The following is a 21,464-nucleotide window of genomic DNA, read 5'->3' as shown; positions in this document are numbered from 1 at the left end:
TTTCGATTTGAGTCATGATAATTTGATTTTAAAGGTTATTAATTATAAAGCGGAAGTTGACGTACTTGGCTGCTGTGGACAGTAGATATTAATGTCGAAGAAGTCGTTGTCTCTTGGTTTTTCGATTTGAGTCATGATAATTTAATTTTAAAGGTTATTAATTATAAAGCAGAGGTTGATGTAGATGGACTTTGAGGACAATAGATGTTAATGTCGAAGAAGTCGTTGTCTCTTGGTTTTTCGATTTGAGTCATGATAATTTAATTTTAAAGGTTATTAATTATAAAGCTGAGGTTGATGTAGATGGACTTTGAGGACAATAGATGTTAATGTCGAAGAAGTCGTTGTCTCTTGGTTTTTCGATTTGAGTCATGTTGTTAAATTTTTAAGGTTAATTATAAAGCGGAAGTTGATGTACTTGGACTTTGAGGACAATAGATGTTGATGTCGAAGAAGTCCTGGTCTTTTGGTTTTTCGATTTGAGTCATGTTGTTTTTATTTATGGTTAATATTCAATGTTTTGTTCTGGTAATTCTGGTTTTGTTGGAGTCCAGCTAACGGTATTCACGTTAAAAAACTGGTTGTGTGCTCCTTTTAAAATGGGGTTCATGATAAATAAATTTTCAGTTGAGTTGGGTTTTTAGAATCTTTTAATTGGCTCTGTCAGCCTCTTCCAGTTTAATCTGCTTGTTATTTCCCTTCACTTTGCTGTTTCCAAACTGGTAAGTCACACTAAGGTTGAAAGTTCTCGCATCATAATAATTGTTGGAATACGTATAATAATCTGTGTAGTACGCTTTTCCTCTGAACTTCATTCCTTTGAAGATATCCTGGATCGTCATATTCACCTGCAGTTTCTTTTCAAACAGCGACATTCTCAGCCCTGACGACAGGTTGTATACATTCTCAAACTTGAAGTTTCCTTTCGTATGAGGCAGAAAATTCCAGAAGTTCAACAAGAAAGAAAACGTCTTATTAGAATTCAGGTGAATCGTATTGTTGATCGAATAGTACAGTGAGTTGGAACTCAGCCCTTCTACCTGATTGATCAGTCCTTTAGACTCCACATAAGCGTAATTCACCGATGCATACAGATCCCATCTCTTAAGAAATGTATTAGAATAGGTCGCATTGATCCCTATGCTGTTTTCGTCATAGTTATTCAGGTATTTGATCGCTCTGTTCGCGCCCTGCAGCTCTACGATCTGTCCAAAATTATCTTTACTGAACTGATAATATCCCGTAACAGATAACTTACTGTTGAAGACATATCCCAGCTCAAAATTATTACTGAAAGACGGTTTCAGGTAAGGATTCCCCGTCGCATAGGCATAAGGATCCAGGTAAATGGTGGTTGGATTCAGCGACCTGGCATCAGGACGTGTAATACGTTTAGAATAACTTACCGTAAAAATATTTTTATTGTTCGGCTTATAGGTAAGATACAGGCTCGGGAACCATTTTCCATACTTATTGTCTACCTCTGCTCCATTTCCTGCCACTCCGTTTATCATCGTATATTCATATCTGAGGCCCGCTTTTCCTTCCCATTTTTCATTGAAAGCCTTAGAAAGCGTTACATAAGAAGCCCAGTTATCTTCATGGTAGAGAAAAGAATTACTTCTGTTGCTGTCATACACCGGAACACCCGTGTTTGTTACAAAAAAATCCAGTCCCGTATCCGTATTAAAACGCGTATACTTTCCTCCCACTTCCCCTACAAATGATTTGAATGGAAGATAAAAATCAACCTGGCCGGAATATATTTTATACTTATACTTTGAATTAAGCTGATAATTAATGCTGTTCACATCAGATTCGGAAGCCAGAGAAAAAGGATTTGTATTTCTGCTGTCAAAAAGATTTCCCCCGACATATAATTTCTTTCCAAGACTGTCCAGTTTTCTTTCAAAATATACATTCAGCTGGTTATTCTTTATCTTGTTCGCATTATAGGTATTGGAAACCACCGTTGAATCAAGCACATTTCCCTGATAATATCTCGAAAAGTTCCTGGAATCATTATTCCCATTCGTGTCCGAAAAATTATAGATTGCACCTACCGATGTTTTATCATTGATCTTATAATCAATACTATAATTAATATTGTAGCCTTTATTTTTGTCTAATCTCGTATTTTCAGTCTTCAGGATACTCCCTGAATAAATAGATAAATTCTCATCAGATTTCTTTTCATTGTCAAACTGTGAAACCCGCAACGAAGTGTTGATCTTTTTAGACTGATAATTAAGCGATCCATTGTTAGAATATCCGTTTCTGGACTTTCTCTGGAAGCTTGTCGAAATATTCCCGCTGAATCCCATACTGGAATTCTGTTTCAGCACGATATTAATAATTCCGCTGTTTCCCTGTGCTTCATATTTAGCTGGCGGTGTAGTAATCACCTCAATCCGTTCGATATTTTCTGAGCGAATCGTTTTTAAGTAAGATACCAGGTCCTTTCCTGAAAGATTCACAGGTCTGTCATTGATCATAATAGATACTGCACTCTTCCCTACTATTTCTATATTTCCTTCATCATCAGCCTTTACCATAGGAGTCGCTGCCAGAACGTCAAGCCCGTCTACCCCTTTCGAAGCAATAGAATTCTCAGTATTAAAAACAAACCGGTCTATTTTTCTTTCAAAAGTCTTCTTTTTGTTCGCTACCAGAACCACTTCCTTAATTCCTGAAACCTTTTCCCTTTCTATAGAGATGGCGATATTGGTAGAAACCGTATTAAAAACAAAACTCTTGGAAGAATCAGAATATCCGGAAGCTGAGGTGGAAACATGATAACTTCCATTCCCCGGAACCTGAGTATTAAAAGCTCCATTCTCGTCAGTCACTTTTTCAGAAATAACAGCTGTCTTATTTTCCTCAGCATATATCTTAACTAAAGCAAAAGGAACAGACTGACCTTTAGCATCGGTAACCTTTCCATTGATCGTATTCTGAGCGCTCAATGTAGTGAAGGCTAAGAAAAATGATGCTGCTATTATACTCGTCTTTTGCATGTCTGTTTAAATTTGATATGTCAAAAGTAGACAGCCCGGAAGAGAAATTAAATTCTTTTCGATGAAGTACCCGTTTTGTCGGTTGGAAATGCAAAATTTCCAGTTAAAGTATATTTTTAATGGAATGAATCCGGCAAAACAGTGTCAAATAAAAACATAAACAGCAATCAGACTATCACGGAAGGCTTATATAATAGAAATAGTATTGTATATAATATAATTACTGCTTTATCGATTCTTTAAAGTTCAGTAAAGCAAAGAACTTCAAACCTGAACATATTATAAGAAGCTTGCATAAGGGATAAGACTCTGTTTTTACATTATCAGAAAGTTGGAAGAGAGAAGTAATTGAAACCAAAACATAGCTTCAGTATAATTTTATGTAATTATATACAATTTTACATTAACCCTGCTCTCTTATTATTACTCTGTCATTCTGAATGTAACGTAGTGAAATGAAGAATCTAAGCTATCATGGGATTCTTACTTCGTCAGAATGACAATGGTGTAAAATTGTATAGAGTCGCCTAATTTTATTCATCTCTTACAACAATTGATTTCATTAAATTTTACAATACCTGTTACTATTTGGCAACCAATAATTTCTAACCTCTTGCTTCCAGTTTCCAGCCGTACACTATTTCTATTTTTCTATGACAAAAAAGACCCCTTATTCTCATTGTTCACCTAAAAACATCTTCATTTTCAAGCCAATGCTGAGATAATCTTCTGCAAAGACCAACATCTTTCCATAAAAATGATCTCCTGTATTCCATAATTCAATTCATAGCATACAATTAGTCTTCAATATAAACACCTGAAAACTAAAACACTAAATCTTTCCACTATAAAATAAGAACAGTCTACCCACAAAAAAGACTAAAAAAATGTTTTATCGTAAAGAATTTTATATATTTGCACCATCTAACAATTAAAAAAATAATTTACTATGTCAGACATTGCATCAAGAGTAAAAGCTATCATCGCTGATAAGCTTGACGTTGAAGAAACAGAAGTAACTCCTGAAGCTAGCTTCACTAACGATTTGGGAGCAGATTCACTAGATACAGTTGAGTTAATCATGGAATTCGAAAAAGAATTTAACATTCAGATTCCTGATGACCAAGCTGAAAAAATTACTACTGTAGGGCACGCTATTGCTTATATCGAAGAAGTAGTAAATAAATAATATTCTTCAACAAAAAAGAAAATTTTAAAAGTTTATGGAATTAAAAAGAGTAGTTGTAACCGGTTTTGGAGCAATAACACCGATTGGAAATAATGCAAAAGAATACTGGGAAAATCTTGTTAAAGGTGAGAGCGGTGCAGCTCCGATTACTCTTTTTGATGCCACAAACTTTAAAACAAGGTTCGCTTGCGAAGTGAAAAATTTTGATCCATTGCAGCATTTCGATAAGAAAGAAGCTAAAAAAATGGACCGAAATACCCAGTTGGGACTTGTTGCCGCTAGAGAAGCAGTAGCACACTCCAGAATTATGGAAGACAATGTAGATAAAAACAGAGTCGGCGTAATTTGGGGTTCCGGAATCGGAGGCTTAGAGACTTTTGAAACAGAAGTTCTGGGATGGGCAAAAACAGATATACCTAGGTTTAATCCATTCTTTATTCCTAAAATGATTGCGGACATTACCCCAGGCCACATCTCTATTGAGTATGGCTTCCATGGACCCAATTATACAACCGTATCTGCTTGTGCATCTTCTGCAAATGCTCTAATCGACTCTAAAATGCTCATCCAGCTAGGAAAAGCAGACGTTATTGTATGCGGTGGCTCTGAAGCAGCCGTTACAGCAAGTGGTGTCGGTGGATTCAATGCGATGATGGCACTTTCTACACGAAATGATGATCCTACAACAGCTTCAAGACCTTTTGACAAAGACAGAGATGGATTTGTATTGGGAGAAGGTGCAGGATCCATTATTCTTGAAGAATATGAACACGCAGTAAAACGTGGTGCAACAATTTATGCAGAATTAACGGGCGGTGGTATGAGTGCAGATGCACATCATATGACAGCACCTCATCCGGAAGGACTAGGAGCTTATCTGGTAATGAAAAACTGCTTGGAAGATGCCGGCTTAACTGCTGATGAAGTAGACCATATCAATATGCATGGTACCTCTACTCCATTAGGAGATGTTGCAGAATCCAGCGCAATTTCGAAATTACTGGGCGAGCATGCTTACGACATTCAGATCAATTCTACAAAATCAATGACAGGCCACCTTTTGGGTGCAGCAGGAGTGATTGAAGCTATTGCTGTATTAGGAACGATTATTCATGGTATTGTTCCTCCTACCATCAACCATTTTACTGATGATGAAAACATTGACAGCAGACTGAATTTTACATTCAATAAAGCTGTAAAGAAAGACGTAAAAGTAGCCATGAGTAATACTTTTGGATTCGGTGGGCACAATGCCTGCGTTCTATTTACGAAAATCTAAATTTACTGAATGGAGTTACAGAAATACTTTTCTAAATTCCTTCTCAAAAAAAGAAAAAGAAAATTAACGGAAAGAGACTATTTCCTTAGTACACAACTCAGCAAGATGTTAGGTACCGAGGTACAAAATGTTGCTCTTTACCGTGAAGCTTTTTCTTTGAAAAGTTCTTCTAAAAATCAAGACAGTAATTACGAAAGACTTGAATTTTTAGGGGATTCTGTTTTGGGTACAATTATTTCTTGTCATTTATTCCAGGCCTATCCAAAGGCTAATGAAGGATATCTGACACAAATGAAATCTAAAATTGTTAATAGGAAAAATCTTAATAAATTAGGAGAAGACCTAAAGCTTACCGACCTTTTGCTGAAGCAGGGTTCTGTAGCCTTGGGGGAAAATATCTCCGGTAATTTATTTGAGGCCTTAATTGGTGCCATTTATTTGGACTTCCACTATGAATTTTGTAAAAAACTTATTTTGGAAAGACTATTAACGCCTACCGAGATGAACAAGCTTGAAAACAAAATTGTAAGTTACAAAGGTCTTCTGCTCGAATGGAGCCAGAAGAAAAAAGTAAATATCAAGTACGAGACTTGTGAGGAGATTCAGGTAAATAAAGCGATCGTATTCCGTTGCCATGTTTGGCTGGGACAGGAAAAAATCGCCAATGCTACAGAAACATCCAAGAAAAAGGCAGAAGAAAAAGCTGCACAAAGAGCATTTTATATTTTAAACAAAAAAGAAAATATACTTGGAAATTCAAAAGCTTTATGATTTAGACGATATAGAATTTGAAGATATTGCCATAGGATTGGTAAGATTAGCAAAAAATATACCCGCTCATGAGTTTTTTTATACCATCAATCAAAATAATGACCTTAAGTTTTCAAGAAAGAAAGATCTGATCTTTCATGGGGCTTATTTTGAATATTCTTTTCCCAGATACGAAGCGTATCACAAGTCTACAAAGACTTGTTTTACTTTCATCTCAAACAGATGCTCGGAAAGTAATCAAAAAAAATTACAAACCGAACTCTTCACAGGAGAAGAAAATATTAAGTTTTTATTAAATAATCAGGTAGATGTAGAATATATTCTGCATAGTTCGGAACAGTTTCCTGATTTTTCCGTAATTTTGCTCCCTGAAAATCTTGTTTTTCCAATTCAAGATTATACACTAAGTTCTGATGAGGAACTTTATCAAATTATCCAGTATTATGAATAAGTATTTAAAGAAGACAAAAATTATCGCAACGCTAGGCCCGGCTTCATCATCAAGAGAAGTAATGTTAGGATTAATGAAAGCAGGTGTTGACGTTTTTAGAATAAATTTTTCACATGCAGATTACGACTTAGTTCGATCAAATATTGATCTCATCAGAGACCTTAATAAGGAACACGGATATTCTGTAAGCATTCTGGGAGATTTACAGGGTCCAAAATTAAGAGTTGGTGTTGTAAAGGAAGGTTCTTACCTGAATCCTGGCGACATTCTTACTTTTACGAATGAAAAAATCGAAGGAGATTCTACCAAAGTATACATGACGTACCAACAGTTTCCACAGGATGTGAACGTTGGGGAAAAAATCCTTATTGATGACGGAAAGCTAATGCTCGAGGTTATTGAGACCAACAAAATAGATACTGTAAAAGCTAAAACAATTCAGGGGGGACCATTGAGTTCTAAAAAAGGAGTAAACCTTCCTAATACAAACGTTTCTCTTCCTGCATTAACGGAAAAGGATATTCAGGATGCTAATTTCATGCTTGACATGGAGGTTGACTGGATTGCTTTGTCATTCGTTCGTCATGCTCAGGATATTATTGATCTGAAAGAACTGATCAAAAAACATCCAAACGGTAAATTCAAAACGCCGATCATTGCTAAGATTGAAAAACCTGAAGGGGTTAAAAACATCGACGAAATTCTATTGGAATGTGACGGTTTAATGGTTGCCCGTGGAGATTTAGGAGTAGAAGTTCCAATGGAAGAAGTTCCTGCTATTCAGAAAAATCTGGTTGAAAAAGCAAGGTTCTATTCCAAGCCGGTGATTATCGCTACTCAAATGATGGAAACGATGATCAATAGCTTAACACCAACAAGAGCGGAAGTAAATGACGTTGCCAACTCTGTATTGGACGGAGCTGACGCCGTAATGCTTTCAGGAGAAACTTCTGTAGGAAGATATCCGGTTCAGGTGGTTGAAAACATGGCTAAAATCGTTCAGAATATTGAAAAAACCAGTTTTTATCAACATAAGAACGAGCCAATGGAAAAAGACTACAACTGTATCGATGAGAGATTCATCACAAACAGAGTATGTCTTGCAGCGGTAAGAATTGCAAAAACAACCAATGTTTCGGCAATCGTTACTTTAACACATTCCGGATATACAGCGTTCCAGCTCTCTGCACACAGACCAAATTCTCATATCATTGTGTATAGTGGTAATAAAAGAGTAATTACGATGCTGAACCTTCTTTGGGGAGTTCGCGCATATTACTACGACATGAAAAAACCTACGGATGAAACTATCATCCAGGTAAACATGCTGACACACAATCATGGGTATATTGAAAGCGGAGATTTTGTAATCAACATCAATGCTACTCCATCGTATGAAGGAGGAAAAACAAATACATTAAGATTAACGACAGTTTAAAGCAATAAGCAATAAGCAATAAGCAATAAGCAATAAGCAATAAGCAATAAGCAATAAGCAATAAGCAAAATTACTTTTTGCAATCATACAAAAACTCCCGGAAACATCTGTTTTCGGGAGTTTTTTTATTATATAAGATTGAAAATCATTAATACATTCTACTTTTTACATTGTACATAATACATTGTACAAAGCAGATTAATTTCCCACAATCGTCTTCGTAATCACAAACTCTTTTAAAGCATGCAGAGAAAGCTCGGTTCCATACCCCGAAGACTTAGTACCCCCAAAAGGAAAACGTGGGTCAGAACTGGTCATTCTGTTGATATTCACCGTTCCGGATTCCAGGTTTTCTATAAAAAATAATTGACGTTCTTTAGTTGCTGTCCAAACAGAATTAGACAGTCCAAAAGGAATATCATTCGCCATTTGCAATGCTTCCTCATCATTTTTAGCAATCATTACCATTCCAAGAGGTCCAAACAGTTCTTCCTGAAGAATAGGATTCCCTTCCTGTACTCTGATCAATCCTGGATTAAATTCAATATCAGAAATCCTTTCCAGCGGAATAATAATTTCCGCTCCGTTTTCTAATGCTTTTTTAAATTGATTTTCCAGATCATCGGCCAGATCCGGTCTTGCCATTCCTCCGATCAGAGTTTCTTTATCCATCGGATCTGCAGGAATGTATTTTTTATATTCTTCAATGAATTTCGGAAGAAACTCATCTTCTACTTTTTCATCAACAATAAATCTTTTTGCCGCAACACAAGTCTGTCCACAGTTTTGAAGCCTTGCTTTTGCCCCTTCTTTTGCAGCCTTATCAAGATCTGCATCATCCAGAACTATGAAAGCATCACTTCCTCCTAATTCAAGAAGAGATTTTTTAATATTCTGTCCGGCAATAGAAGCTACCTCTGCACCGGCTTTTTCACTTCCCGTAAGGCTTACTCCTTTAATCGTTTTATGTTCAAGAATTTCTTTTACTTCTTTATGGCCTACTTCAAGATTCTGGAAGACCCCTTCCGGAAAACCGGCTTCCAGAAAAACCTGTTCAATTACATTTCCACTTCCAAAACAAATGGAAGCATGTTTCAGAACAACTGTATTTCCAGATAAAATGGCGGGTGTGGCAAATCTTAATACCTGCCAGAAAGGAAAATTCCATGGCATAACTCCCAAAATAACTCCTTTCGGCTCATAATGTATTTCAGAGTAACGATATTCGGAATCCACCTTTTCAGGTTTCAGGACATTTTCAGCATCTGCATAATAATTCATCATTAAAGCACTCTTTTCTACCTCAGCAATAGACTGGGAGACCGGCTTATTCATCTCTGTTGTAATAATCTTACCAAACTTTTCAGAATGAGTTTTGAAAATCTCCGCTGCCTTGGCAATCAGTTTTTGTCTCTCCTCAAACGGTACTTTCTTCCAAACTGAAAAAGCCTTATCTGCTTTAATAAGTTTATCTTCAATTAATTGTTCCATAATATAATTTCTGTTTTAAATTCAAAATAATGAATTTATGAATGCTTTTCACAAAGCATCTTGAAGGCAACAAATTTTGTTCCTTACTGCTATATAAAATAATGATTTTCTCTATCGAAAGGATCCACTTTTTATGATCATACCATAAACCATTCATTCACAAGACATGCGGCTAGTCTGGCTGTTCTCTCCTGAATATCCAGTGAAGGATTTACTTCTGCCACATCCAATGCGACAATCTTTTCACTTTTCAAAATATGTCTGTAAAAATGCATGAAAGTAGGATCTGCGAAAATCCCATTGTAAGCCGAAGCCGAAACTCCCGGGGCTATGGACGCATTGAACACATCCATACAAACCGTCACATAGGCAAAATCTACTGTCTCCAAAAGATCATTGATACGCTGATAAATGGATGGAAGATTTTCAAAAAATAACTCGTCGGCCAAAATGTACTTCATCCCAAGCTGATGGGCCGTATCAAATAATTTCAGTGTATTGGAGTTTCTCTGGATTCCTATATGCAGGGAATTGATCTCTCCTTCCTGTGCAATCTGCCAGAATCCCGTTCCGGAGCTGGCTCCTACTCCATTCTCGGGCTGTCTGTTATCAAAATGGGCATCAATATTAATAATCCCTATTTTTTGTTCAGGAAATGCCGTTCTGATTCCCAGATAATGGGCATACGTCACTTCATGTCCGCCACCCAGCACAATTGATTTTCCGCCTTTTAAAAGAACTTTTGACACGTTCTTTGCGAGGTTGTTCTGTGTAGTTTCCAAATCGCCATCTTCACACGTCAAATTTCCAAAATCCAGTAATGAAAAATCAGGAAGGATCACCGGGAAATTAGACATATTTTTTCTGATCACATCCGGTGCATCTTTGGCTCCTAACCTTCCTTTATTCCTTCTCACGCCCTCATCAACGGCAAAACCGTGTAAAACGTAATCATTCGTTGAAATAGTATCGTAATGGGTTTCTTCTTTTACTCGTTGAAATATTCTGTGGAAAAGAAGTTCCTCTCCATCCAGTCTGCCTTGCCAAATATTTTGTGAAATCATTCTTTATAATTCAATTGGGGTTATGTCCAGTAAAGCTAATTAATATTGTTTGGATAATAAAATGACATTTCATCGACTGGAAAAGCAGTTAACATAATAAGATTTTTTTATCATGCTTGATATAAAAGAGGGAAAATATAGGTTGGTACAAGAATACTCAAAACCTTTATTAAAAATGAGTGTAAATCTATTTTTCAGAATTCTCACTTTCTATTTTGTATAACGTGATTTCTTCCTTTAGGTTATATACTTTTTCTCCAGCTTCATGGTGGTAAAATTATCCATTTTCTAATGGTAAAGATAATGAGTTTAAAATAATTTCATAGTGCTGAAATTTTTTATATTTGAACTTTAAATATAAATCTGGTAAGGCAAGCTGTTCATATTAATTTTTTAAACAATGAAATTATTCTATAAGTATTTCTTACTAATATTTTTTTTACCCCTTCAATTTTTTTCCCAAGAAATAGATAGTTCTAAGATTGAATGCAAATACTTGATCACTTTTTTGATAGATACAGCAAATATAAATACCCAGAAAAAAGAAAATGCTTCCCTTCTAATTGGCACTCATATATCACTTTTTAAAAGTGATCAAAAGCAGATTGCAGATTCTTTGACTTTGATTTCAGTTGAAAAAAGCGCGTCAAATCCAGTTAACGGGCGAATTGAAATTAATACTTCATCAGTTCCGACTGCAAAATTTAAACCGGAAGTACTCTATTCTGGGGGGAAAGTAACAATCTATGATGAAATTTCTAAAGAACATTATAATTTTCCAGCTCCTGATAAAATTGCATGGAAAATTGAAAATGACACAAAAATTATATAGGGATATCATTGTAGGAAGGCGACAAGTAGATATGGTAATAAGCTTATTACAGTTTGGTATACTGAGCAAATTCCCATTCAGGATGGTCCATATACTTTTAAAGGACTACCAGGTCTGGTTTTAGAAGCATATGATTCCAAAGATTACTTTCATTTTACATTAATGGGTTTAAAAAAAATTAAAAAACCTATTGGAAAGCTTCCATTTGGTATTGATACCACGTATGAAAAATTTTATAAGAAAAGAAAGGAAAAAATGGATGATCCTTTAGGTTCTTTCTTTACTGCATTTGGCAGACCTGCTCCAAAAGACAGCGAAGAAAGGATCATAAAAAATATAAGAAGTATTAATAATTTTTTAGACTAACTTTTAAATCCCTCATTTCTCAAAATAAGAAATGGGGGATTTTTAATAAAGCCTATTGTATGGTCATTCCAACGAAAGAGGATCTCTTTCTATTGAATTCCTGTTATTCAAATTGAGTTTACACTTTATTTCCATCAATATAAATATTTTCAGCAGTCAAACTTCCCTGGTTGTAGAGTACATTCTGAAAATTATCTGTTTTGAACGTTACAAAATCTGCTTTTAATCCGTTTTCTAACCTTCCTCTGTCTGTTAATCCCAGCGCATATGCCGAACGGAAAGTGATTCCTGCAATAACTTCTGCAGTGGATAATTTTTGAAAGGTCGCTAAAATAGAAGCCTGGGTTATCAAATTACCCATCGGTGCGGAACCTGGGTTCCAGTCACTGGCTATGGCAAGAATTGCTCCTGCGTCCAGTAATTTTCGGGCCGGTGTAAATTTTTCACCTAATCCCAAACTTGCTCCCGGCAATGCTGTTGCTACAGTGTTTGATTGGGCAAGAAATTCTATATCCTCATCAATCGTTGCTTCTAAATGATCTGCAGATTGAGCACCAACCTCAACGGCAATCCTTGAACTTCCCGGGGTAAACTGATCTGCATGAACCGTAATTTCAAAACCTAAGTCTTTAGTTTTAAGAAGAAAAGCTTTACTTTCTTCAGGCTGAAATGCAGATTTTTCAATAAAAATATCTACACGTCCTGCAAGTTTTTCTTCTTTTACTTTGGGTAAAATTTCTGTGATGATATACTCTAAATATTCCTGATTGCTTCCTTCAAAATCTCTGGGCTTCAAATGGGCAGAAAGACAGGTAGGAACTAAAGTCGCTTTCGTTTTTTCCTGTGCTTTTTTTATTATTCTGAGCATTTTAAGCTCATTTTCCACGTCCAGTCCGTAGCCACTTTTTACTTCAATGGTGGTAATTCCCAGGGAAATCAGGAAATCTATCCTTTGTAAAAGTGTTGATAATAATTCTTCTTCAGAAGCATTTCTCGTATGCTGTACAGAACTCCATATCCCACCGCCGCTCTCAGCAATTTCCAGATACGTTTTCCCTGCATTTCTCATGGCAAAATCATTGGCACGGTTTCCTCCAAAACAAATATGGGTATGAGAGTCTACAAAGGCCGGAAGAACAATCTGCTCTCCTTCTATGGTTTCAATTTCCAGGCCTGGATTTTCAGATTGTAATGCAATAAAATTACCTACTTTTTGGATGGTATTATTTTCAATTAAAATTCCACCATCAATGATGATTTCAAGTTGTTCATCTGATAATTTTCCTCTTAACGGAAGGTTCGCAAGGGTTACAATTTGCTTAAATGGTCCTATTAATTTCATGTGGTAGTCGTAAGATTTATGCCTAAAGCGTATTCAGCTTAGATTTTCTCTGTCAAAAATACTCAAAAATATCTTTTATCTCAAGCTTTTCCTTAGGTTAAGATCCGGTCTTCACCTTTTTTCCGCCTCTACCTCAACCTAAGTCTAAATTTCCTATCTTTGAGGTAAATGAAATGAATTAATGCCTGATTTTTTACATCCAGATAGGGAAAACTACTCGCACGAGGAGCTCATGCAGGAGGAACAAATTCGCCCGCAGAGCTTTAAAGATTTTGCTGGACAAAGAAAAACCTTAGAAAATCTTGAAGTATTCGTTACGGCTGCGAAAAGACGTGGCGGAGCTCTGGATCATGTGCTGCTGCACGGCCCGCCAGGGCTAGGTAAGACAACTTTGGCCAATATCATCGCTAATGAGCTTGGTGTAGGCTGCAAGATCACTTCCGGACCTGTTTTAGATAAACCCGGCAGCTTAGCCGGTCTTTTAACGAATCTTGAAGAAAACGATGTTCTCTTTATTGATGAGATCCATCGTCTTTCTCCTGTTGTAGAAGAATATTTATATTCTGCGATGGAAGATTATAAGATTGATATCATGCTGGAAAGCGGTCCCAATGCAAGAAGTGTTCAAATCGGACTGAATCCTTTTACTTTAGTGGGAGCAACTACGCGAAGTGGTATGCTTACCAAGCCTATGCTCGCCAGATTTGGTATTCAGAGCAGACTTGAATATTATTCTGTAGAGCTTATCTCCACTATTATCCAAAGAAGTTCAAGAGTATTAGGAGTAAAGATCTATGAGGATGCTGCTATTGAAATTGCAAGAAGAAGCCGTGGAACTCCCAGAATTGCCAATGCTCTTTTAAGAAGGGTACGTGATTTTGCAGAGATCAAAGGAAATGGAGAAATTGAAATCAACATCACCAAATATGCACTGGATTCTCTGAATGTGGATGAATTCGGTCTGGATGAAATGGATAATAAAATCATGCGTGTCATGATTGAAAACTTTAAAGGAAAACCGGTAGGAATTTCTGCTTTGGCAACTTCTATCGCTGAAAATCCTGAAACACTGGAAGAAGTCTACGAACCTTTTCTTATTCAGGAAGGATTTATCATTCGTACTCCCAGAGGAAGGGAAGTAACAGATAAAGCCTATCAGCATTTGAATATTACAAGACCCAAAACCCCAGGAGAATTATTTTAAAATTATATGTTCGTCCCTAAAATATACAGAAGCGATGATTATCAACTGATGAAAGAAATCATCAGTGAAAATTCATTTGCACTACTCATCTCTTCACTGGGGAAAATCAGAGCTACCCATGCAATGATGATGCTCAATGAAGATAATCCTGAAAAAATTCACCTGGAAAGTCATATTTCCCGGGCAAATCCGCAAGCGAAAGCTTTACAGAACGGAGATGAAGTTCTTTGTGACTTCCTAGGAGCCCATACTTATATTTCAAGCAGCTGGTATGATCATATCAATGTTTCCACCTGGAACTATGAAGCTGTACAAATCTACGGAACAGTGGAACTGATGAATCATGACGAGCTTTACAGCCATCTTGAAAAGTTAACATCAAAGTATGAAAATTTTCAGCAGTGTCCAATGATGGTGAAAGACATGGGAAAGGAATTTGTAGAAAAGGAGATGAAGGGCTCTTTCGGGTTAAAAATAATACCAACTGAAATATTTATCAAGCAAAAACTTTCTCAGAACAGAAAAGAGAATGACTTTCAAAACATTATTTCCCATCTTGAAAATGCGGATGATGATGCGAGAAAGATTGCAGAAAAAATGAAATTAATTAAGAAATAAATTCAACAAAATATACCTATGAAACTATATCCAATACAATGTGGAAAATTTAAGCTGGACGGCGGCGCAATGTTCGGAGTCGTCCCGAAGAGTCTGTGGGAGAAAACTAACCCAGCAGACGAAAAAAATCTAATTGACCTTGGAACCCGTTCCCTGCTTATTGAGGACGGCAAGAAGCTAATCCTTGTAGATTGCGGTCTTGGAAACAAACAGGATGAAAAATTCTTTGGCCACTACTCTCTTTGGGGAGATGATAATCTGGACAAGAATTTAAAAAAATATGGTTTTGTAAAAGAAGATATTACCGATGTATTTTTAACGCATCTTCATTTTGACCACTGTGGTGGAGCTATTGAATGGAATGATGATAAAACAGGCTACAGACCTGCATTTAAAAATGCTCATTTCTGGACTAATGAAAATCACTGGCAATGGGCTACAGAGCCTAATCCCAGAGAAAAAGCAAGCTTTCTGAAAGAAAATATTATTCCGATACAGGAAAGTGGGCAGCTACAATTTTTACCGCTTCCTGCGACAGGAAATTACGGTTTCGCTCCAGACCTGAAAATGGACGTTATTTTCGTTGACGGGCACACGGAAAAACAAATGCTTCCGGTGATTCAATACCAGGAAAAAACAATTGTTTTTGCCGCAGATCTTATTCCTACTGCAGGACATATCAATCAGGTATATGTTATGGGATATGATACTCGTCCTCTTTTGACTATGGAAGAGAAAGGGAAATTTCTGAAACAATGTGTTGACAATGAATATCTCTTATTTTTTGAGCATGATGCACACAACGAACTGGCCAGTCTTAAAATGACTGAAAAGGGAGTAAGACTGAATGAAACCTATAGCTTTAATGATGTTTTTGGATATTAATTTTTAGGTATGGAAGAATTACACTCAGAAACAAAGAAAGCTGAACCGGAACCAGCATCCAAGATTATTGGATTAACCGGTGGAATTGGTTCAGGAAAGACAACCGTTGCCCACTATATTGAAGAATTCGGATTTCCGGTTTATTATTCGGATGACCGGGCGAAAACCATTGTGAATGACAATGAAGATCTAAAGGCTAAAATAAAAGAACTTTTAGGAGAAGAGTCCTATGATGAAAATGGAATTTATAACCGGAAATGGGTAGCAGAAAAAGTCTTCAATGACAAAGATATGCTTCATCAACTGAATGAAATCATTCATCCGGCTGTAAGAATAGATTTTGAAGAATGGGTACAGAAACAAACTAAATATTTGGTTTTTAAAGAGACTGCTTTATTATTTGAACTAAAACTGAACCGCCAATGCTATAAGTCTCTTCTGGTAACAGCAGAAGACAATATCAGAATAAAAAGGGTGATGGACAGAGACCACAAAACCTATCGGGAAGTGGAAGCTGTTATGGAAAAACAAATGCCTGAAAAAGATAAATTAAAAATGGCAGACTGTGTAATCTATAACAACACCAATCTGGAGGATTTAAAGGAACAAACTGAACTGATGATTTTCAGTATTGAATAAATAAAAATCATTAGAATCTTTTTCTAATTGTTTTACTACTAATAAAAATAAGCTCTCATTTCTGAGAGCTTATTTTTTTGAAAAGAATCTTCTGTTCTAAGATGATTCTAACCTGTTTTTCATTGGTATTAACCGTGATTCGCAAAGTCTTTTTATTAAGGGCTCCTTTCATTAATATTAAGTTGAATAGAGCTTCATTAGAACGTCAAATATCTTATGAACAAATGCAAGTGTTCCCAAATTAAAAAGGGACCTTAACTTGCTGTAAGGGACCTTTATTGTAAAAAATAAGCCCTCATTACTGAGGGCTTATTCTATTGGAAATTTAAATATTATTCTTTGATAAATTTCTTCTGAACGGTTTTCCCGCTGTCGTCGATATCTATTACATAAATTCCGTTGATCAGTTTACTTACGTTGATCTGGTTATTCAATAGAATACCGCTTGCAATAATCTGTCCAGCTGAATTGTATATTTTGTAATTCGCTCTCTTGCTGATATTCTTCACATATAATACTGTACTTACAGGATTAGGATAGATTAGGATATCAGTTTGATTCGTTGCATTAGGAACCGCTTGTTTAGAAATTCTTACGGTATAATCTTCAACTTCTCCATTATCAAAGCTTGTACAGTTTACAGGAATACTTCCTTTCTGCATTGCTACTCTCATTACTACATATTTGTAATCAGTCATGCTTACAAATGCATCTGCCGGCACACTGAATGTTCCTGTTACAGGGCTTGTAGTATTTGGAGGTGAAGTGAATACTCTTTCATTGATATCGAAATATCCGTTTCTGTTGAAGTCAATCCATACCGCAATACCTTCATCCTGGCTATTTCCTACCCATTTTTTCTCGATAGTAATTTCATTCCCGGTAGATCCTTGAATCAATTCAATGAATGCGGCAGGAGTTGCAGTATAATTGGTATAGTTTGAAGCTCCTGAAACATTTTCCATAACAGGCTTACCATTTGGCTTCACTGTTACTTTAGAAATATACTCTGCTGCAGAACTTCCTGAAGACATCTGACAGTAAATTACTGTAGGTGTAGTAAAGAAGTAAGGAGGGGTATATGTACCAGGAGTACCGTTACAGATATTTACCACCTGCATTTCATATTTCGTAAGTTCAGTAAGTCCTGTCAGCGTATACGTATTAGTTACTGTTGATATGTTTGTCCAGCTAGGAATTCCAACTTTTCTATATCTTAACATATACGTTGCACCTGGGAAAGGATCCCAAACAATTTCAGCAGTTGTAGGTGAAATATTAGTGATAGTCAATCCTGGAGGAGGAAGCTGACATGTTCTTTCAGTCGTAAATACTTTAGGGTTTGAATATGGGTTCGGAGTCGTTTCTCCAACACATTGGTTAGCGATCTGAACTTCATATTTAGTGTATGGGTCTAAACCTCCCAATGTATAAGTATTTGCCGGAGCTGCAGGTAAATTGATTAAAGGATTAGGCCATCCTGTATCTCCTACTTTTCTCCATCTCATAATATATGTTGAACTTGCTGCAAGCGGTGCCCACGTAATCAATGCAGAGTTTGTTGTAATATTACTTATTGTTACGTTTGGAGGCGTTGGATCGCATCGTGTTGTAAATGACTTGATAGGAGTAAATGTACCTATAACATCACCACAGATAGCTGCAATCTGAACGTCATAAATAGTGGCAGGAGTTAAACCTGTTACGTTAAGAGGAATATTTCCTAAAAGCGTTGAAGCATATACCTGTGTCCATGCTCCTGCAGGAGGTCCCTGAACTCTATATCTTACAATATAACTTACGTTATTCGTTACTCCTGTCCAGCTGATCGTAGCAGAGTTATGTGTCGGCACAATCGTAGGCTGGTTAGGCGTAATATTGCTACATGGTCTTAATCTTACAGCATAATCTTCTACTTCTCCATTGATTGCATTCTGGCAAATAACCGGAGCACTTGTACGCTTAAGTACAACTCTCATTGTAGTCGTTAATGCTCCTGAATAAGCACCTGCCGGTACGGCAAATGTAGCGTTAACCGGAGTAGTTGTGTTTGCTGGTGAAACAAGAATTTGTTCTGTTGTTTCAAACACTCCGTTTCTGTTGAAATCAATCCATGCTGTAACAGCATCATTACTTGTTGCTCCTGTCCATCCTTTTGCTACAGAGATTTTATTATTTTGAGAACCAATATCCAAAGTAATAAGAGTCGCTGGCGTTACATAACTGATATAGTTAGTTTGTACAGAAGTGTTACTCATTGGCGGAACACCAAGGTTAGAAGAAGTAACAGTTACATTAGAAATGAAGTCGTTAGTTCCTGTTCCTGTCATTGGACAGTATGATAACGGTGGTGTCGTAAATGTTGATGAAGGAGAATATGCTCCTAATGCGCTGGTTCCACATTTTGTAGCAACCTGTACATCATAGGTGGTCTGCTCTGTAAGACCTGTAATTGTATAGGTACTTACACCGGCAGCTAAAGTTTGCGTCTGCCAAGCTCCTGCAGGAGAAACTCTCCATCTTATGGTATAGGTAGCATTCGTTGCACCAATCCAAGATACATTTACAGTTGTAGAGGTAAGATTCGTAAGGGTAAGACTCGCAGGCGGTGCCGTAGTACATGCCGGCTGATCTATTAATTTTACAGCATAATCTTCTACTTCACCCCATGTGAAAGTTCCACATGCAGCAGCAGTAGCAGATTCTCTTAATGCTACACGCATACGTGTATTAAGTATACCTCCGTAAACAGCAGCTCCGGAAGGTACAGCAAATGTAGCCGTTACAGGACTTGTTGTATTACTTGCTGAATTTAAAACCTGTTCACTGGCTTCAAATACACCATTTCTGTTAAAATCTATCCAGACACCGGTTCCAAAAGAATACTGAGTACCAGGCCAGCTTTTAGCAATAGAAATTGAATTGCTCGCAGATCCTCTCACTAAAGTAATTAATCTGGTAGCATCCGTACTGTAATCTGTATAGTTGCTAAATGCTGAATTACTAATCATTACGGTAGAGTTGGTAGGCGTCACCGTTACATTGCTGATAAACCCATCAATAGTACTGCTGGTTGATGCTGATGTACAGTAGCTAATTGCCGGTGTTGTAAAGAGTACTCCTGTTGAGAATGCTCCTTGTGTTCCACCACAAATGGTAGCTACCTGAACTTCATATTGAGTTTGCTCTGATAAACCTGAAATAAGCTGGTTACTTGCTAATACAGCGGTAGCAGGAAGAGTGGTCCATGCACCTGCAGGCGCTTGTCTATATCTTACTACATAGCTTGCTCCTGTAGCGGCTGTCCATGTAACATTAGCCGAAGTAGGCGTTAAGTTATTTACTCCAATATTAGTAGGAGGAGTAGCGCTACAAGCTTGCAGATCAATAAGTTTTACTGCATAATCTTCTACCTCACCCCATGTAAATGTTCCACAGGCCGATACTGAGCTGCTTTCTGCTAAACCTACTCTCATACGAGTCGTAAGGTTTCCTCCGTAAACAGCTGCACCAGAAGGTACCGCAAAGGTAACAGAAACTGGAGATGTTGTATTACTTGGAGAAGTTAACACACGCTCAGTTGCTTCGAAAATACCATTTCTGTTAAAATCGATCCAAACTCCTGTTGTGAAACTGTATTGTGTGCCCGGCCAGTTTTTCGTAACCGTAACTGTATTATTTGCACTTCCTCTTACTAAAGTAACTTGTCTCGTTGCATCTGTACTATAATCAGTGTAATTACTAAATCCAGAGTTGCTTACCATAGAAGGAGCTCCTGTTGAATTAACTGCAACCTGACCGATATAGCCATCTATTGTTGTACTTGTAGAACCAGCTGAACAATAGCTGATCGCTGGAGTTGTAAAAGTTGAACTTGCTGAAAATGCGCCCTGAGTACCACCACAAATGGTAGCTACCTGAACTTCATATTGAGTTTGTTCTGTCAAGCCTGAAATTAGCTGGCTTCCCGTTAATGGAGTATTGACAGAAATATTGGTCCACGCACCTCCAGATACAGGTCTGTATCTCACTACATAGGTTGCTCCGGTAGATGGAGTCCATGAAACGTTAGCTGAAGTTGGTGTTATACTCCCTACTGCAATACCGGCAGGTGGCGCAGTTGTACAAGGTTGTAAACTTACACTTACCAACTGTAATCTTGGAATATTATCGAATCTTGATGATGCAGTAGGCGGAGCTGCAGGGCTAGGATCCGTACTGTCATTATAATAAAGAATACCTCTGTTGGTACCTGCATTATAATTCCCCCAACCTGTTCCAGGATACCCTGAATAACTCGGTGTGTTTTCGTCAACGCCAACAACAATATTATCAGTTCCGTTCCACAGGAATGGAGTTGATAATTGCAGGGTCACCCAGTTTCCACTTGTTATAGCCGGTAATGTTCCTGCAAAAACTTGGGTCATTGAAGTTGAAGGCACCCAACTCGTTGTAGTGGCAAAATTGGCCTGGGTCGTATTTCCCATATATACTACCCAATCACTATAATTGGTTTGTGGCAATACAGCTGAATCAACGTAAAATTTTATCGCTGTAATATAAGTTGCCGTTCCGACCGCAGCCGAAACTTCAGCAGCAGTATAGATCTGCTGAGAATAATTATATCCATAATATGAATATATAGGAAGCTCAACCATGGAGGTAGTTCCCGTCCCAATCTGCCCTGCTTGACCATAAACTTTGGAAACAAAGCCTATATGAACTAAACACAGAAAGAGTATTAAAGAAGTAAAGAGTTTCTTCATAATGTTCTCATTATTATATTAATCATACAAATCTAATCATTTTTCATTACTAATATTATAGGTACAAGTATTTTTTTTATAAAAATTTCATAAAAAACCTTTTTATGATTCA

Annotated in this window: 15 protein-coding genes and 1 pseudogene; 11 read left to right on the top strand and 5 right to left on the bottom strand. The window is 37.0% G+C overall.

The window, feature by feature from the left end:
- Positions 1–650: 650 nt before the first annotated feature.
- Positions 651–3,017 (bottom strand): outer membrane beta-barrel family protein, encoded by a 2,367-nt coding sequence (locus IW15_RS18410; protein ID WP_084681490.1) that lies wholly within the window; start codon positions 3,015–3,017, stop codon positions 651–653.
- A gap of 949 nt (positions 3,018–3,966) precedes the next feature.
- Between IW15_RS18410 and IW15_RS18405 the strand changes: the two genes are divergently transcribed.
- The 5 genes from IW15_RS18405 to pyk are packed head-to-tail and all read left to right on the top strand — an operon-like array spanning position 3,967 to position 8,145.
- Positions 3,967–4,206 (top strand): acyl carrier protein, encoded by a 240-nt coding sequence (locus IW15_RS18405; RefSeq protein WP_002976354.1) that lies wholly within the window; start codon positions 3,967–3,969, stop codon positions 4,204–4,206.
- 34 nt (positions 4,207–4,240) lie between these two features.
- Positions 4,241–5,485, top strand: coding sequence for a beta-ketoacyl-ACP synthase II (gene fabF, locus IW15_RS18400; RefSeq protein WP_034714367.1), 1,245 nt, complete (start codon positions 4,241–4,243; stop codon positions 5,483–5,485).
- Between the two features lie 9 nt (positions 5,486–5,494).
- Positions 5,495–6,256 carry a ribonuclease III gene (gene rnc / locus IW15_RS18395; protein ID WP_034714365.1) on the top strand — a complete coding sequence of 254 codons (762 nt, stop codon included), beginning with the start codon at positions 5,495–5,497 and terminating at the stop codon, positions 6,254–6,256.
- The gene (locus IW15_RS18390) at positions 6,234–6,707 is read left to right on the top strand and encodes an IPExxxVDY family protein (RefSeq protein WP_034714363.1); all 474 of its coding nucleotides are present in this window, start codon (positions 6,234–6,236) and stop codon (positions 6,705–6,707) included. The genes rnc and IW15_RS18390 overlap by 23 nt, the downstream gene beginning before the upstream one ends.
- Positions 6,700–8,145: a pyruvate kinase gene (gene pyk / locus IW15_RS18385; protein ID WP_034714394.1), complete on the top strand. Its 1,446-nt coding sequence runs from the start codon at positions 6,700–6,702 to the stop codon at positions 8,143–8,145. Before IW15_RS18390 ends, pyk begins: the two co-directional genes overlap by 8 nt.
- Positions 8,146–8,343: 198 nt before the next feature.
- Here the strand turns inward: pyk and IW15_RS18380 are convergent, their stop codons facing one another.
- Positions 8,344–9,636 (bottom strand): aldehyde dehydrogenase family protein, encoded by a 1,293-nt coding sequence (locus tag IW15_RS18380; protein ID WP_034714361.1) that lies wholly within the window; start codon positions 9,634–9,636, stop codon positions 8,344–8,346.
- A gap of 137 nt (positions 9,637–9,773) precedes the next feature.
- Positions 9,774–10,700 (bottom strand): formimidoylglutamase, encoded by a 927-nt coding sequence (gene hutG / locus IW15_RS18375; protein ID WP_034714359.1) that lies wholly within the window; start codon positions 10,698–10,700, stop codon positions 9,774–9,776.
- Between the two features lie 400 nt (positions 10,701–11,100).
- Between hutG and IW15_RS18370 the strand changes: the two genes are divergently transcribed.
- On the top strand, positions 11,101–11,532 hold the full coding sequence (locus IW15_RS18370) for a hypothetical protein (protein ID WP_034714357.1): 432 nt from the start codon (positions 11,101–11,103) through the stop codon (positions 11,530–11,532).
- A 12-nt stretch (positions 11,533–11,544) separates the two neighbouring features.
- Positions 11,545–11,898 (top strand): annotated as a pseudogene (locus IW15_RS22395) (GLPGLI family protein); the annotation flags it as partial.
- Positions 11,899–12,016: 118 nt separating this feature from the next.
- Here the strand turns inward: IW15_RS22395 and hutI are convergent.
- Entirely contained in the window at positions 12,017–13,240 is a 1,224-nt protein-coding gene (hutI, locus tag IW15_RS18360) for an imidazolonepropionase (RefSeq protein ID WP_034714352.1), read from the bottom strand.
- Between the two features lie 181 nt (positions 13,241–13,421).
- On the opposite strand from hutI, the gene ruvB reads away from it, so the two are divergent.
- From ruvB to coaE, 4 genes are read left to right on the top strand one after another with little or no spacing between them, the layout of a single operon-like run.
- Positions 13,422–14,444, top strand: coding sequence for a Holliday junction branch migration DNA helicase RuvB (gene ruvB, locus IW15_RS18355; RefSeq protein ID WP_034714350.1), 1,023 nt, complete (start codon positions 13,422–13,424; stop codon positions 14,442–14,444).
- Between the two features lie 6 nt (positions 14,445–14,450).
- On the top strand, positions 14,451–15,062 hold the full coding sequence (locus tag IW15_RS18350; protein WP_034714348.1) for an FMN-binding negative transcriptional regulator: 612 nt from the start codon (positions 14,451–14,453) through the stop codon (positions 15,060–15,062).
- Positions 15,063–15,080: 18 nt separating this feature from the next.
- On the top strand, positions 15,081–15,947 hold the full coding sequence (locus IW15_RS18345; RefSeq protein WP_034714347.1) for an MBL fold metallo-hydrolase: 867 nt from the start codon (positions 15,081–15,083) through the stop codon (positions 15,945–15,947).
- Between the two features lie 9 nt (positions 15,948–15,956).
- Entirely contained in the window at positions 15,957–16,586 is a 630-nt protein-coding gene (gene coaE / locus IW15_RS18340; RefSeq protein ID WP_034714346.1) for a dephospho-CoA kinase, read from the top strand.
- Between the two features lie 332 nt (positions 16,587–16,918).
- On the opposite strand, the gene IW15_RS18335 is transcribed toward coaE, so the two are convergent.
- Positions 16,919–21,352, bottom strand: coding sequence for a GEVED domain-containing protein (locus tag IW15_RS18335; protein WP_034714345.1), 4,434 nt, complete (start codon positions 21,350–21,352; stop codon positions 16,919–16,921).
- Positions 21,353–21,464 lie beyond the last annotated feature (112 nt).

It is taken from the genome of Chryseobacterium soli (assembly GCF_000737705.1).
GTDB classification, from domain to species: domain Bacteria; phylum Bacteroidota; class Bacteroidia; order Flavobacteriales; family Weeksellaceae; genus Chryseobacterium; species Chryseobacterium soli.
Note: the sequence above shows the minus strand (reverse complement) of the source record. Positions and strands in the feature narration are given on the sequence as shown.

What these genes read in the sequence shown, in the direction of transcription:
- IW15_RS18410 (WP_084681490.1), bottom strand. Translation starts at nt 3,017, where the DNA reads ATGCAAAAGACGAGTATAATAGCAGCATCATTTTTCTTAGCCTTCACT.
- IW15_RS18405 (WP_002976354.1), top strand. Translation starts at nt 3,967, where the DNA reads ATGTCAGACATTGCATCAAGAGTAAAAGCTATCATCGCTGATAAGCTT.
- fabF (WP_034714367.1), top strand. Translation starts at nt 4,241, where the DNA reads ATGGAATTAAAAAGAGTAGTTGTAACCGGTTTTGGAGCAATAACACCG.
- rnc (WP_034714365.1), top strand. Translation starts at nt 5,495, where the DNA reads ATGGAGTTACAGAAATACTTTTCTAAATTCCTTCTCAAAAAAAGAAAA.
- pyk (WP_034714394.1), top strand. Translation starts at nt 6,700, where the DNA reads ATGAATAAGTATTTAAAGAAGACAAAAATTATCGCAACGCTAGGCCCG.
- IW15_RS18380 (WP_034714361.1), bottom strand. Translation starts at nt 9,636, where the DNA reads ATGGAACAATTAATTGAAGATAAACTTATTAAAGCAGATAAGGCTTTT.
- hutG (WP_034714359.1), bottom strand. Translation starts at nt 10,700, where the DNA reads ATGATTTCACAAAATATTTGGCAAGGCAGACTGGATGGAGAGGAACTT.
- IW15_RS18370 (WP_034714357.1), top strand. Translation starts at nt 11,101, where the DNA reads ATGAAATTATTCTATAAGTATTTCTTACTAATATTTTTTTTACCCCTT.
- hutI (WP_034714352.1), bottom strand. Translation starts at nt 13,240, where the DNA reads ATGAAATTAATAGGACCATTTAAGCAAATTGTAACCCTTGCGAACCTT.
- ruvB (WP_034714350.1), top strand. Translation starts at nt 13,422, where the DNA reads ATGCCTGATTTTTTACATCCAGATAGGGAAAACTACTCGCACGAGGAG.
- IW15_RS18350 (WP_034714348.1), top strand. Translation starts at nt 14,451, where the DNA reads ATGTTCGTCCCTAAAATATACAGAAGCGATGATTATCAACTGATGAAA.
- IW15_RS18345 (WP_034714347.1), top strand. Translation starts at nt 15,081, where the DNA reads ATGAAACTATATCCAATACAATGTGGAAAATTTAAGCTGGACGGCGGC.
- coaE (WP_034714346.1), top strand. Translation starts at nt 15,957, where the DNA reads ATGGAAGAATTACACTCAGAAACAAAGAAAGCTGAACCGGAACCAGCA.
- IW15_RS18335 (WP_034714345.1), bottom strand. Translation starts at nt 21,352, where the DNA reads ATGAAGAAACTCTTTACTTCTTTAATACTCTTTCTGTGTTTAGTTCAT.